12 protein-coding genes are annotated in these 13,293 nt (G+C 56.4%); 10 read left to right on the top strand and 2 right to left on the bottom strand.

The features are described from left to right. Positions 1–24 precede the first annotated feature (24 nt). Entirely contained in the window at positions 25–837 is an 813-nt protein-coding gene (locus tag FYC48_RS22735) for a sensor histidine kinase (protein ID WP_149499082.1), read from the bottom strand. Positions 838–1,258: 421 nt separating this feature from the next. On the opposite strand from FYC48_RS22735, the gene FYC48_RS22730 reads away from it, so the two are divergent. The 5 genes from FYC48_RS22730 (at position 1,259) to FYC48_RS22715 (ending at position 7,708) form a co-directional block, all read left to right on the top strand. After that, on the top strand, positions 1,259–1,531 hold the full coding sequence (locus tag FYC48_RS22730) for a hypothetical protein (protein WP_149499081.1): 273 nt from the start codon (positions 1,259–1,261) through the stop codon (positions 1,529–1,531). Positions 1,532–1,617: 86 nt separating this feature from the next. Further along, positions 1,618–2,568 (top strand): lysophospholipid acyltransferase family protein, encoded by a 951-nt coding sequence (locus FYC48_RS22725; protein ID WP_149499080.1) that lies wholly within the window; start codon positions 1,618–1,620, stop codon positions 2,566–2,568. A gap of 398 nt (positions 2,569–2,966) precedes the next feature. After that, the gene (gene uvrA, locus FYC48_RS22720; RefSeq protein ID WP_390622160.1) at positions 2,967–5,579 is read left to right on the top strand and encodes an excinuclease ABC subunit UvrA; all 2,613 of its coding nucleotides are present in this window, start codon (positions 2,967–2,969) and stop codon (positions 5,577–5,579) included. A 373-nt stretch (positions 5,580–5,952) separates the two neighbouring features. Further along, entirely contained in the window at positions 5,953–6,126 is a 174-nt protein-coding gene (locus FYC48_RS27965) for a hypothetical protein (protein ID WP_160149717.1), read from the top strand. Between the two features lie 319 nt (positions 6,127–6,445). Then, positions 6,446–7,708 (top strand): DUF1559 domain-containing protein, encoded by a 1,263-nt coding sequence (locus tag FYC48_RS22715; RefSeq protein ID WP_149499079.1) that lies wholly within the window; start codon positions 6,446–6,448, stop codon positions 7,706–7,708. On the opposite strand, the gene FYC48_RS22710 is transcribed toward FYC48_RS22715, so the two are convergent. Continuing rightward, positions 7,705–8,181 (bottom strand): acyl-CoA thioesterase, encoded by a 477-nt coding sequence (locus FYC48_RS22710; protein WP_149499078.1) that lies wholly within the window; start codon positions 8,179–8,181, stop codon positions 7,705–7,707. The genes FYC48_RS22715 and FYC48_RS22710 overlap by 4 nt on opposite strands. A gap of 194 nt (positions 8,182–8,375) precedes the next feature. On the opposite strand from FYC48_RS22710, the gene msrA reads away from it, so the two are divergent. The 5 genes from msrA to FYC48_RS22685 all read left to right on the top strand — a co-directional run bounded on the left by msrA (position 8,376) and on the right by FYC48_RS22685 (position 13,236). Further along, positions 8,376–9,089: a peptide-methionine (S)-S-oxide reductase MsrA gene (gene msrA, locus FYC48_RS22705; RefSeq protein ID WP_149499077.1), complete on the top strand. Its 714-nt coding sequence runs from the start codon at positions 8,376–8,378 to the stop codon at positions 9,087–9,089. Between the two features lie 102 nt (positions 9,090–9,191). Beyond that, positions 9,192–9,797: a hypothetical protein gene (locus FYC48_RS22700; protein WP_149499076.1), complete on the top strand. Its 606-nt coding sequence runs from the start codon at positions 9,192–9,194 to the stop codon at positions 9,795–9,797. A gap of 257 nt (positions 9,798–10,054) precedes the next feature. Then, positions 10,055–10,993 carry a sugar phosphate isomerase/epimerase family protein gene (locus FYC48_RS22695; protein ID WP_149499075.1) on the top strand — a complete coding sequence of 313 codons (939 nt, stop codon included), beginning with the start codon at positions 10,055–10,057 and terminating at the stop codon, positions 10,991–10,993. A gap of 3 nt (positions 10,994–10,996) precedes the next feature. Further along, positions 10,997–11,695: a hypothetical protein gene (locus FYC48_RS22690; protein WP_149499074.1), complete on the top strand. Its 699-nt coding sequence runs from the start codon at positions 10,997–10,999 to the stop codon at positions 11,693–11,695. A gap of 107 nt (positions 11,696–11,802) precedes the next feature. Next, a complete protein-coding gene (locus FYC48_RS22685) occupies positions 11,803–13,236 on the top strand; it encodes a phytoene desaturase family protein (RefSeq protein WP_149499073.1) in 1,434 nt (477 codons plus the stop codon). Positions 13,237–13,293: the final 57 nt, after the last annotated feature.

Genomic DNA, 13,293 nt, shown 5'->3' with positions numbered 1-13,293 from the left:
GCAAACACTTGGTATGACCGAGCACTAGCTGGCTTTAGGAAGCCGAATGGTGAATGCGGTGCCAACGCCGACACTGCTTTCGACACGAATCTTGCCGTTGTGCGAATCGATGATTTCTTTGCACGCCGACAACCCTAACCCGGTACCGCCTTTTCCTGATTCATCAGGCCCGCTTTTGGTAGAGAAAAACGGCTGGAAGATTTTAGGCAGTGTTTCCTGGGCGATGCCACAGCCGCTATCACGCACCATCACTTCGACGTGCTCCCCGTCATCGCTGTTCCGAACCGCGACGACCAACTGGCCACCTTCACCGATCGCTTGTCGGGCGTTGATCAATAGATTTAACAGCACGCGTTGAATCTGGTTTCCGGCGGCGAGTGCCTTCGCGGTGCCCTCGGCGAACTCGGTCGCGACACTCACACGATATTTGTTCATCTCGCGTTCAAGCAGGACCATCGTGTCCTGTACGAGGGCGACCAGATCGGTCGGCTCCATCGCGTCGGAGCGATTGCGTGCCTGGGCGAGAATGGTCGATGTAATTCGCGCGGCGCGTTCGGAAGCTTCGAGAATTTTAGAAAGTGCTTTGTCACGCGAAGCATCGTCGCGATTGCGGATGCCGAGTCGGGCGTAGTTGATCACCGTCATCAGCACGTTGTTAAATTCGTGAGTGGCCGTGCTGGTCAATTCGCCCAACGAAGCCATCGCTTGGTTCTGACGCAACTGAGCTTTCAGTTGTCCGATCTGTTCGATTAACTCTGCCTCGGACGCTCCCGTCGTCGCCGCATGAGAACGATGGGAAGTGATCGGCGAGACGGACTGGGGCGTTGGCTGAGTCATTCGTTTCCGCTAAGGCTGTCGGAAGGCTGGTCGGTTTGGCTCGGTGTCCGCGTCGTAATCCCGGTCAGAATCTGGGCGATCGGATCTCATCCGCCCCGAACCGCCGTGGCGATCAAGCGAAATCGCCGTCGCGTTGAAGCACTGTGCGGTCATTTGATCGCGGCACCACTTGATCTATCGTCCGGCAGACCACCGTTGCTATACCTGACGTTTGTGCGTAAGTGCAGCTTTTCCGTGCTTCACGAGTCCCCCGTGTCTTGCAAGTCAGCCAGGTCACACTGGGTCCCGCAATCGGAAAAGTTTTTACTGTATTGCTAGCGAAACCGAGCCACGTCTCGATCAGTGAGAACCGCGGCGAACGATGTTTGCAACAGCCGCGACCGACCAACGCCCCCGTCAACGTCGAACCACGAGGAGCAGGATGCCACTCGAACGAGCCCCGAGAACGAATGGATTAAATGTTGCTCAACGACTGAGCCTTGCCCTCGGCCAAGCCAAGCAAATGGGGTTTGATGTGCGACGGATGGTGCTCGAAGACCAGCAACCGGGGTGGTGCCAAGTCGGGCAACGACGCATCTTATTCCTGGACCTATCAGCAACTACGACCGATCAGTTGGGACAAATCACCGATATATTGGAATCCTACCGACGGTCTCAGGATGGACTCGCTCACGAGGTCGCGGGGACTCCCTAAGGGATCGTGCTCGGATTGAAATTTTGCTGCCCCGATCCCCATCCGACGGACGTTCTTACCTTCGTCGCATCCGTTTCTTCTGACCGATGATCCGACCATTCATCCAAACCGCGTCTCATTTTTTTGCCTACATCTTCGTCCGCCTGTTCGTGGCCTTCGTGCAAACGATGCCTCTGGATATGGGTGATTCGATGTGCCGAGGCTTGGCATGGTTCGCGGCGAGAGTGTTTCGCATACGACATCGGACGACGGCCAATAATCTCGCCCAGGTCTTTCCTGATGCGACGCGTTCGGAACGCCGTGCGTTGGAACTTGCGATGTGGCATTCGCTGCTCTTGATGGTTTGCGAAATTGCCTGGGCCGGCCGTCGACTGCACCTGACGAACTGGACCGAGTACGTACGTTTTCGCAACCAGCGCGACATTCTAAGAGCCTGTTTGTCACGCAGGCCGGTGGTGATGGTCTCGGGACACTTTGGGAACTTTGAAATCGGTGGCTACACGGCAGGATTGATGGGCTGTGAAGCAACGACGATCGCCAGAACACTGGACAATCCGTATTTACATCGCTGGGTCGAGCGGTTTCGCAGTGCGAAGGGACAGCGTTTACTGGACAAGGATGGATGTGCGGTCGAAGTCGATCAACACCTCTCCGCCGGCGGGATGCTGGCGATCTTGGCCGACCAACATGCCGGCCCGAAAGGTTGCTGGGAGCGTTTTCTTGGTGTGCACGCGTCTTGTCATAAAGCACTCCCGTTGTTCTCGCTCGGCAGCGGTGCGCCGATGCTGGCGGGATTCACCAAACGGCTAGACCATCAACCAATGAAATTCGAGTCCGGCAGTCTGGGGGTGGCCGACCCGGAGGACGATCCCGAAGGCCACTGCGAAACGGTGCACACTTTGACTCGCTGGTACAATCGTCGGCTTGCCGAAAGCGTCGGCGAGGCGGTCGAGCAGTATTGGTGGCTTCATCGACGCTGGAGAACCCCACCACCTCGTGTCGCCAAACGGCTGGCAAAACTAGCCAAAGCAGCCTAAAGCCAGCTTCTCGGCTTGATTTCGCCTCAACCGGTAGGGACTCAGTCCATCGAGAGATCGCATGTCGTTTGAGGCGTCCCGCCACCGAACGGCGGCTGCGACGTGACTTTCAAACCGCATCGGACGATTTCCGGAACTGGCCTCGGCTTGTCGCGCGCGAGGTCAACGCTCCCTTGACTGCCGGTAGGGGCTTTGGCAGACGGCGGCTTTTATTTTAAAACGCAGATGTCGCCAGCTCGCATCTTGCCCCGACGTTCTACAGTACCGTCTAAAGTAAATGTTTGGAGGCGGAGCATTAGACGACGGGCGTTTCCCCCGGTTCCTGCACAGAAACCGTAGCCAACACCATCCGGCTAATTCTCATTTCAAATGTCGACGAAACACTAGGCTTAACTTTAGTGCCCCCCTCCGCCACTGCAAAGCAATCGACCGCCAGGAAACAGAAACGCGCGAGCGCCGCGAACAGCATTCGGATCCGCGGCGCCCGGGTTCACAATCTGAAGTCGGTCGATGTCGACATCCCGCGCGACGCGATCACGGTCATCACCGGCGTTTCCGGGAGCGGTAAAAGTTCGCTCGCTTTTGACACTCTGTTTGCCGAAGGACAACGGCAATACATCGATAGCCTGTCCGCGTATGCGCGTCAGTTTCTCGATTCGCTTCCTCGCCCGGATGTCGATTGGATTGACGGTCTAGCACCGACCATGGCGATCGATCAGAAAGGCGGCTCGACGAGTGCCCGGAGTACCGTCGCGACGGTCACCGAAGTCTACGATTACTTGCGGTTGTTGTTCGCCCGAGTTGGCACACCCCACTGCGCCGCTTGCGGAGCCAGTATCGACCGTCAATCACCCGACGCGATCCGCGAAACCCTGCTCGCGTCCCCGGACGGGACCAAGATGATGTTGCTGTCACCGATGGTACGCGGCCGCAAGGGAGCCCATCGTGATGTGCTGCAGTCGATTCAAGTGGCCGGGTTGGTTCGCGCGCGAGTCGACGGACAAGTTTACTTACTTGACGATGTTCCCGAACTTGCCGTTCGAAAGAATCATACGATCGAAGCGATCGTCGATCGGTTGGTCATACGTGAAGGGGTCGAATCCCGATTGGCAGATTCGCTCACGCTCGCGTTGCGTCTGGGTGAAGGATTGGTGACTTCGGCGGTTCAATCAGAATCGGGTGACTGGGTCGATCAAATTCACAGTACGTCGATGGCCTGCATTGAATGCGGCGCAAGCATCGATGAAATCGAACCACGTTCGTTTTCGTTTAACAGTCCCTACGGTGCTTGCCCTACTTGTGATGGACTGGGAATCGTTGACGCGAAGACTTCGCCACGTGTTTGCCCCGACTGTGATGGCGCGCGATTAAAGCGTCAATCGTTGGGGGTGACGATCGGAGGCATCTCGATCGCCGAACTGACGGCAATGAACGTCAACGAATCCCTGGCATGGATGAATACTCTGGAACGCAACGCGAGCGATGCTCAACCCGATGAAGGAGGCCCCGGCAGTCACTTTTCGGCGCTGCACAAAGCGGTGGCCCAGCCGATCGTACGCGAAGTCTCGAAACGTTTGACGTTCTTGCAACGAGTCGGCGCACCCTATCTGACACTCGATCGCTCCGCCGACACGCTTTCCGGTGGCGAACTACAACGCGTTCGCTTGGCAACCAGCATTGGCAGCGGCCTGGTCGGGGTTTGTTATGTGCTCGATGAACCTTCGATCGGCTTGCATCCGGCCGATCATGATCGACTGATCGAATGCCTACGTGAACTTCAACGTCAAGGGAATACGATCGTCGTCGTCGAACATGACGAAGCCACGATGCGTGCGGCCGATCGGTTGATCGATGTCGGTCCGGGGGCAGGCGCCGGAGGCGGTGAAATCATCGCCCAGGGAACGCCCAAACAGATTCAAGCGAATCGCAACAGTGTTACCGGTAGGTATCTCTCCTGCGCCGACAGTGTTCCGATTCCCGAGACACGACGCCGGAGCGAACAAACGCTGGTTTTGCGCGGGGTGACGACGCACAACTTAAAGGGCATCGACGTGAAGTTCCCGATCGGATGTCTGATCGGGGTCAGCGGCGTTTCGGGCAGTGGAAAAAGTTCCCTCGTTCGCGAAACTCTGCTCCCTGCGCTTCAACACAAGCTGGAAACCGGAAAGAAGTTGCCGGTTCGAAAGGACTCGGTGACCCAGTTCAAATCGCTCGAAGGCGCAGACTTGGTTGATAAGTTGATACCGATCGATCAAGCTCCGATCGGTCGAGGACCACGGTCTTGTCCGGCAACCTATAGCGGAGTGCTCGATGAGATACGCAAAGTCTATGCGGCGACACGAGAGGCCAAGACGCGCGGATTCACGGCGAGTCGTTTCAGTTTTAATTCGGCCGCCGGACGCTGTGAACTTTGCAAAGGCCACGGCGTCGAACGGATCGAGATGAATTTCCTGAGCGACCTGTATGTGACTTGCCCGCGCTGCAACGGCAAGCGTTTCAACCGGCAAACGCTGCAAGTCCGATTCAAAGGCGCGACGGTCGCTGACGTGCTTGCGATGAATGTCGATCAAGCGTGCGAGTTCTTTGTCAACGTCCCCAAAGTGTTGCGTTTATTGACATCGCTGCGTGCGGTGGGCCTGGGATACATGCACCTGGGACAAAGCAGCACAACGCTTAGCGGCGGTGAATCGCAGCGCATCAAACTGGGGACCGAGCTGGCTCGGGTATCGACCGGGAAAACGCTTTACATCTTGGACGAACCGACCACGGGCCTGCATTTTGTCGATGTGAAACGATTGATCGATGTGCTGCAGAAGCTGGTCGATGCCGGCAACACGGTGGTCGTGATTGAACACGACTTTGATCTGTTGGCGTGCTGCGATTGGATCATCGACTTGGGACCCGAGGGCGGAAGTGCCGGCGGCCACCTCACCGGCGAAGGAACTCCGGAAACGTTGGCCGAGCAAATGGCGGGGCCGAGTGCCAAATTTTTGGCCGAAAAGCTTCGCTAACGCTTCGAGAAGCGTTTTGCCTCACCTCATGCTCAGATCGCACATGGGCCCGGAGGCGGACTCCCCCCGGGGCGCGTGAATTCCCCAAACCGCCAAGTCGGCCGGAATGGGTATGGCTTCATATCCAACTGACGACAACGAAGCGTAACCGCAGGCCTCTCGGAGCGGATTACTAAGCGGGTCGATTCGATCCGGCATTGCATGTCCACGATGCATGTCCACGATCCGGCCCTGCGACCGAGCTCAAATGTTGTGGGGGACCAGCGGCTATAGTACAGTGATAGGGCGTCAGATTTGCGCGGTAATCCGAACGATTCACGATTCCGCCGGTGTTATCAATCCTCTTGCTTCTGTTTTCTTGAGATCGAAATCTATGAAACATTTCCTGTTGGGGTGTTCCATCGGGCTGCTAAGTTTGTCGGGGCTGGCTGGATGTGGCGGACATAAAGGTGGCGTGTTGGAAGTAGCTCCGGAGGACAATCCGTATCAAGCAAGTGATCAGGAGCTAGAGAAATTGAACTCCGGAGGCGCATCCGGAAAGAAGTAGTCATTCATCTGCACGCGGTGTTCGACTAAACCTGCGTTTCAACTTCACTTGGGATGATCCGATCGGTCCCGCGAGTTTCATCGCGGTCGCCGAACCTAGCCCCTGGCGGTCGGTCGGTAAAACCTGCAGTCGGGGCTGAATCGCATACTTGAATTGAGTTCGTTCACCGATCGCGGACGCACGGCTTTGAATAAGAGACGTGCCGCTGGTGAGACGCAGACGCTTAGGCTCGACCGTTTTTCGGCTGGAGAATGATCCAGCCCTTTTGTTCTTTTCAAAAATCATTTCGTTCAAAATCATTCCTTCTTGGGAGACGTCTATGTCTAGACGAAACCGCGCCGGCTTTACACTCGTCGAGCTATTGGTCGTGATCGCGATCATTGGAATTCTGGTTGGGCTTCTGCTTCCCGCCGTTCAAGCGGCCCGCGAAGCGGCACGCCGGATGAGCTGCAGCAATAACTTTCGCCAAATCGGTTTGGCCGTTCAAAACTACCACACCACCTACAAACGCTTGCCGATGCAGGGCGACGGAACGGGACTGGATCCGTTCTCGGGAAGCCCCGCAAAGATCTGGCACTATTCCGCAACGACCAACCAAAAAAGCCTGAGTTTCTTGGTCGGACTGCTACCGTTTATCGAGCAGCAGGGATTGTGGGATCAAATCTCACAACCATTGGATATCGATGGCAATGGCACACCAGACTTCCCCGCGATGGGGCCACGACCGCAGGCAGGCGTTTACCTTTACACGCCGTGGGTGACCGAGATCCCGATGCTGCGTTGCCCTAGCGATCCCGGCACTGGTTTGCCGGCACTGGCGCGAACCAACTATGCGGCGTGTTTGGGCGACAGCGCCGTCGGCGCGACCCTGGGACTGACCAACGAAGACCTGGGTGATTATGGCGATCCGCTTCCCACGACCGAGGCGACCGTTAAACGATGGCTACGCGGGATGTTTGTGCCACGTAAGAAGATGGAACTCGCCGACGTCAAAGACGGTCTTTCGAACACGATTTGCTGCGGTGAAATCATGACCGACATGGGAGTCCGCGAAACACGCACGCATGCGGCATTCAACGTCACCAACGTTGATGGCTTTGACGTCGAACTTAGCTCCGGTAGTGGGACGATGGCTTGCCGGACGAATGCAAACTTGATCGACCCCGAACGCCCCTTGTTCTGGAACGCCTCGATCTTCCCAGCTCACAACCCGCTGAACAACGACGGATCTCCCTATCCCGGCACCATCGAAGCCGGGACCCGCCGGGGTTACAACTGGGCGAGTTACTCGGCAATCTACACCGGTGTAACGACTAACCGGGCGCCGAACACCGAGCTTTGCATCAGCCAATTTACCGAATCGAGTCCGGGGAACTGGTCGATCAGCAGTTTGCACCAAGGCGGCGCCCATATTTTGCTCGGTGACGGTGCAGTCGTGTTTATCACCGATTCAATTGACAGTGGCAACCAATCGGCGGGCCAACGCGACGCGGTGACCAAAGGCGAAAAGAGCCCCTTCGGTGTGATCGGCGCTCTCGGCACTCGCAACAGCCGCGAAGTGATCGAAGACGCGTTCAACTAATCCTGGTTTTCCCACGGAAGCGGCGGTGGCTGATCGAGGATCGTCAATGACTGACGAGCCTCGTCCGGTATCGGCATCACCTTGTGCCGCTGAAGATCGACGAACACCCAGCGGGTTTCAATCCGCGCCAACACGGCGCGGTCGGCCGGTCGGAAGATCACGTACTTTCGCCGCGACGCGAACCGCTGTAAATCAGCGACCCACGTCCGAACGACGATGTCATCGCCGGCTAACGCCGCGACGCGGTATTGGATCGAGTGTTCTCGAACGACCCAACCGACATTTCTAGCGAGCGCTTCTTGGGCGTCCCAACCGATCGCCGCGGTGTGTTTTCCGGCTGCCCAAAGTGACCATTGAAGATAACGCAGGTTATGAACGTGCTGCTGGGCGTCAATCTCGTCATCGGCAACATGATGACTCAAGTCAAAATATGGAAACGCAGAAGTCGGATTTCCTGGGGGTGAATCATTCACAAAAATAGTGGCTCGTGCGGTCCAACGTCGGGCTTAAAAGCAGGGCAGAACCTGCCGAAACGGGCGGAATCTAGTTCGCCTTCGCCATTCTACGATTTCACGACGACTGTCCCAGGGCGTATACTGAGATGCCGACGATTCGTGCGTCGCCCCTCCGTCCGCAACCCGACGGTAAACCAAACCCGAGGATCAAGATGAAACCCACCGCCCACGCCACCGCGATCACACCGAAGGAACGCTATTTGGAGCGGTGGATTCTATTTCTTCTGCTTGCGATCGGCGTCCTGGTCGGCGCAAGGGTTTCGGCAGAACCACCAGCCAATGGAGCCACAACGTTGTCATCAGAACAGTCCACGGAAGACCCCGAACAGCTCATCGCGACCTTTGCCGGCGGATGCTTCTGGTGCACCGAAGCGGTCTTCGAACGCATGGAAGGCGTCAGCGATGTGATCAGCGGCTACATCGGTGGACACGTCCCCAATCCAACCTACGAACAGGTATGCAGCAAAACCACCGGTCACGCCGAAGCGATCGAAATGCGGTATGACCCGTCGAAGGTCAAGTACGAAGAACTATTGGAAGTTTTCTTCAAAACGCATGACCCGACAACCTTGAACCAACAGGGCGCCGATAAGGGGCCACAATACCGAAGCAGCGTTTTCTATCACGACGAAAAGCAACGGGAAGCGGCCGAAAAGTACATCAAGAAACTTGACGCCTCCGGCGAATTCGATCGCAAGATCGTGACCAAGCTCGAAAAGGCAACGACATTCTATCCGGCCGAAGAATATCACCAAGATTTCTTCCGCAAGAATCCCAACTATGGCTATTGCCGTGCAGTCGTCGTTGACAAAGTGCGTAAGTTCAACCGAAACTTCGGCGACAAGATAAAGGAAGAATTGAAGTAACCACGATCAGTGCTTCGAATTTAACGAACCTGTCAACTTACGATTGCGATACACCGAGAATCACGGACGAATGCGAAAACGACGAGTCAGGAGCCTTGTTCGATGTTCCGGTTCATCACTATTGCCGTCGGAACGCTCTTGTTTACCGCGGCTGCCACTGCCCAGACCATACAACTGCCCTCCTTCCAGACATTTCGCTACTCAGGCAGCGTCGTGGTTCCCGATCAGGGGGCGACATCACTCGGCAGCGTCCGTCGTTCAGCATCCCGAAGCCGATCCGTTGGAAGCGGAAACATTACCCGTCGTGGGTTTGGCCAGCGAGCAGGCTCGGCAACCGGTTCGACCGGCGATTCCTCAGTTCACGTCACCATCATTGACCACGATGCGATCGACCGACAACTTCGTGGTCTGCCGACAAGGCCCGTCACAGGCTCTGCCGTTCCGAAATCGACCCGCGATGCACTGAAGCCGCCGAGGCAGCCCGGCGGAACGTCTCGCGACCGGGACCAATCGGATCCCGATGCCGAGGGTAAGGCACTCGTTCGATATGCCCGGTCACAGTACCGGGCCGGGAAACGGTCGGCAGCATTCGATATCTATCAACTTGCGATCAGCAAACTTTCACCTCGGCTTGCCGAGCTAGCGAAAGCAGAAAGAGATCGCGTTTTTCCCGCCGAGCAGCGTCGTCTGTTGCGCGGCCAATATTGAAGCCCGAATCTCAAACCGACGGATCACATTCGCCGCGCCGGCCGGCTGTACGTGCTGGCTAGGTAACCGCACTCGCCGCGAGCTGCTTGACCGCGGCGTTATCCGATCTCGCAATCATCGCCTGCTGATCAGAAAGTCCGCCTGTTTTCACTGCCTCAGCTAGGCTCTCGCTAGTCGCCCCAGTGGTTAGAATAAGCCAATTCCTTTGCATTGGATTTCGCTTTCTCCGTTTTGCCGCCCCGGGCCCCACCATACCGATGACCAACCGACGCCAATTCTTCTTGTCTTCCGCCGCGACCGCCGGTTTGCTGTCTTTCCACTCGATCGTTTCTGCTCAAGAAGAACCAACGACGCTACCGGCGCGTTTTGCACTGAACACAAGCACGATTTCAGGCCAGAAACTTCCGATCGAAGAACAAATTCGTGTGGCATCCGAAGCTGGCTACGACGGGATCGAGCCCTGGATCCGAGACTTGCAGGCATACGTTTCGGCAGGCGGCAAATTGGTCGATCTAAAGAAGCGAATCGATGACGCAGGACTGTCCGTAGCGAGCGCGATCGGGTTTGCAAACTGGATTTCAGACGATGATAGTGAACGCCGAAAGGGATTAGAGACAGCCAAGCATGACATGGACTTGGTTTCGGGAATCGGTGGCAAACTGATCGCAGCACCACCGGTCGGTGCCCACCGAGGCGGCGGCCCATCCCCACCGCTAGAAACGATCGCCGAACGTTATCGACAACTGTGCGAGGTCGGCCAGCAGGCGGGCGTCGCACCACAGCTTGAGCTCTGGGGCTTCTCGCCCACACTCAGCAAGCTTGGTGAACTCGCCTATGTCGCGACCGAGGCCGGTCATCCACTCGCTTGCGTCTTGCCAGACTTCTATCACATCTACAAAGGCGGCAGCGACTTTGCCGGTTTGTCGATGATTGAGAGTTCTAAGATGCATTGCTTCCATATCAACGATTACCCCGCCGATCCGCCCCGCGAATCGATTTCCGATCAACACCGTGTTTTCCCGGGAGACGGCGTCTGCCCTTTGCCGTCGATCATCCGTTCGCTGGTCGACAATGGTTTTCGTGGCACGTTCTCGCTCGAACTATTCAATCGAGATTATTGGAAACGTGACGCCTTGGCAGTCGCCCGCGAAGGGCTGGAAAAGTCGCGGGCGGTTGTCGCAAACGCGTTGGCCTGATCGATGGTCGATGCGTCTGAACAACAATTCGCAACGAAACCTAAGGCACCGCGTCCGATACGGCACCAGTTTTCGATAGCCAACCTGCTCGGGTTACTCGCGCTGGTTGCACTCTCACTAGGCTTTGTCATCACGACGATTCGGTTGCGTGAGGCCGAACGAGAATTGACCCGGTTGCGAAACGAAGTGGGCTATTTAGAACCGACGGAGGCGGGGCAAATTGCGGCGGTGCGATTAGCGAGTGAAGAACCGATGACCTATCGCCTGCGTGTGCGAATCCCAACTGGATCCAAGTATCGGCTCGTTTACAGTTCGATGTGGCCCCGCGGGGCGACGGCACCAAGCTGGTTTGGCGCCGTTCCGATCTCGCCTGGCGAGTCGACGCTGCTGGTACGGGTGATGAAGGATCCACGTGACGACCGCTGGAAGATCGCCGCCTTAGGACAATCAACAGATCAAAGGCGGCGAATTGCCACGGTATTGCCGACCGAACAGATCGAGGTTTTTCGCGGTTCACACGACTGGCTGGCCTCCGGAATCCCCCAAACAACCACAATTCGGTCCTCCGGCCAAACAATTCGTCTTTTAGACGAGCGTGTGTTGGTTGGCGAAGGGGCGATGATGTTGTACGGTGACCGGCCGCCCGACGAAGACATGATCGGCGTCTTTGCCGAACTGCAGCCGGACGTCGGCCCAATCTAGTTCGATCGATCTGGAAAAGCTCGGCCTTGATCGAAAGCGTCATCAACAGTTTTTGCTTCTTTCCATCGATCGCACCTCTCCGTTTTCTCCGAACCGCTCGCTTCAACATGCCGCGTGATTTCCTAAAAGGCGTTCAAGACGAATACGATGTTGTCGTCATCGGTAGTGGCTTAGCTGGTATGACCAGCGCGAACATCCTTGGCCGCGCCGGTCACCGCGTGTTGCTGCTCGAACAGCACTACAAATTAGGTGGGCTCGCGACCTGGTTCCTGCGGCCCGGGGGACACACGTTCGATATCTCGCTGCACGGTTTTCCACATGGGATGATCAAGTCGTGCCGCCGTTATTGGAACCGTGAGATCTCCGACCGAATTGTTCAGCTAAAGAACATCCGCTTCGATAACCCCCAGTTTTCGCTGACAACAACGTTTGATCGTGAAGACTTCTCGCGGTTGCTGGTCGAACGGTTTGGGCAGCAACCGGAAAACGTAAAAAGCTTTTTCGATACCGCACGGGGAATGAATTTTTACGACGACCAGTCGACGACGACCGGGCAACTGTTCGAACGCTTTTTCCCAGGCCGAGATGACATTGTTCGGTTGTTGATGGAACCGATCACTTATGCCAACGGCTCGACACTGGAAGACCCCGCCATCACCTATGGAATCGTCTTCAGTAATTTTATGAGCAAAGGCGTATACATATACGAAGGCGGTACCGACGACTTGGTCAAACGGATGCAAAAGGAACTGGAATCCAATGGCGTCGACATTCGCATCAATTCGGGAGTCGATTCGATCGAGTTAAAAGACGGTCGTGTCAGTGCGGTCGAAGTCGGCGGACGCAAAATTCGCTGCCGTGCGATCGTCAGCAATGCGAACCTCCGTACCACCATTCTAAAGATGATCGGGGAAGAAAAGCTCGATCGCAATTACGTCGACCAAACCCGTGCGGTGCGTTTAAACAACAGCAGCACCCAGGTTTACATGGCACTAAAAGAAGGCGAAGAAATCGACGAGTCCTCCGGTGACTTGTTCTTCACCAGTACCGCCAAAGACTTTAATACAGAGCTACTGCTAAGCCGTGATATCACGTCGCGAACGTTCAGCTTTTACTATCCGCGGACGCGTCCTTGGAAAAAGAAAGAACGCTATGCGATCGTCAGCAGCACCAACGCTAACTGGTCCGACTGGAGCGACTTGAGCGACGAGGACTACGACGCCAGCAAACAGGACTTGGTGGAAACAACGATCGATGCGCTCGAACGCTATCTCCCAGGTGTCCGCGACAAAATCGGGCACGCCGAAGCGGCAACCCCGCGAACATTCCATCACTACACCCAGCACGAAATGGGCGCCAGTTTCGGGACCAAATTCGAAGGGCTGCAGGTCAGTCGGGACCTCCCCAATCAGATTGGCGGAATGTACCACGCGGGCAGCGTTGGAATCATTATGAGTGGCTGGCTGGGTGCGATTAACTATGGCGTGATCGTAAGCAACGAAGTCGACCAGTTGTTAACCAGCGAAGCTTCACCGGTCTAGCAGGACGGTTCGTTAACGTCCCCGAAACCGCCTTCGTGTGCTGATCTTTCAACCGTT

Origin of the sequence: Roseiconus lacunae, from assembly GCF_008312935.1 — a bacterium.
Classification (GTDB): Bacteria; Planctomycetota; Planctomycetia; order Pirellulales; family Pirellulaceae; genus Stieleria; species Stieleria lacunae.
Note: the sequence above shows the minus strand (reverse complement) of the source record. Positions and strands in the feature narration are given on the sequence as shown.

Excerpts from the sequence above, each read along its gene's own strand:
- FYC48_RS22735 (WP_149499082.1), bottom strand. The coding sequence starts at position 837 with ATGACTCAGCCAACGCCCCAGTCCGTCTCGCCGATCACTTCCCATCGT.
- FYC48_RS22730 (WP_149499081.1), top strand. The coding sequence starts at position 1,259 with ATGCCACTCGAACGAGCCCCGAGAACGAATGGATTAAATGTTGCTCAA.
- FYC48_RS22725 (WP_149499080.1), top strand. The coding sequence starts at position 1,618 with ATGATCCGACCATTCATCCAAACCGCGTCTCATTTTTTTGCCTACATC.
- FYC48_RS27965 (WP_160149717.1), top strand. The coding sequence starts at position 5,953 with ATGAAACATTTCCTGTTGGGGTGTTCCATCGGGCTGCTAAGTTTGTCG.
- FYC48_RS22715 (WP_149499079.1), top strand. The coding sequence starts at position 6,446 with ATGTCTAGACGAAACCGCGCCGGCTTTACACTCGTCGAGCTATTGGTC.
- msrA (WP_149499077.1), top strand. The coding sequence starts at position 8,376 with ATGAAACCCACCGCCCACGCCACCGCGATCACACCGAAGGAACGCTAT.
- FYC48_RS22700 (WP_149499076.1), top strand. The coding sequence starts at position 9,192 with ATGTTCCGGTTCATCACTATTGCCGTCGGAACGCTCTTGTTTACCGCG.
- FYC48_RS22695 (WP_149499075.1), top strand. The coding sequence starts at position 10,055 with ATGACCAACCGACGCCAATTCTTCTTGTCTTCCGCCGCGACCGCCGGT.
- FYC48_RS22690 (WP_149499074.1), top strand. The coding sequence starts at position 10,997 with ATGGTCGATGCGTCTGAACAACAATTCGCAACGAAACCTAAGGCACCG.
- FYC48_RS22685 (WP_149499073.1), top strand. The coding sequence starts at position 11,803 with ATGCCGCGTGATTTCCTAAAAGGCGTTCAAGACGAATACGATGTTGTC.